Raw genomic sequence first — 255 nt, forward strand, 5'->3', positions numbered from 1 at the left:
TGCAAGCAAAATTGCTGAATTCGTTAGTTAAACGCACGCCATTCATTGCCGTTGTCTCGCCGCAAAATATCAGCCTGGCTTCATAGCCTGAAGAGGAAGTTTCGATCTGGTTCCCACGGTCACGACAGGTGCAATGGTGTATGGAACGTCCGTTCTGCATCCGGGGAACGTCCACCAGGTGTCTAAGGGATGGCTAGAAAACGTCTAGGTCCTCGTCGAGCCACAGGCGAGTAAGCCGCCGCATTGTGGATCCAC

Origin of the sequence: Acidisphaera sp. L21 (assembly GCF_009765685.1) — a bacterium.
GTDB lineage: Bacteria > Pseudomonadota > Alphaproteobacteria > Acetobacterales > Acetobacteraceae > LMUY01.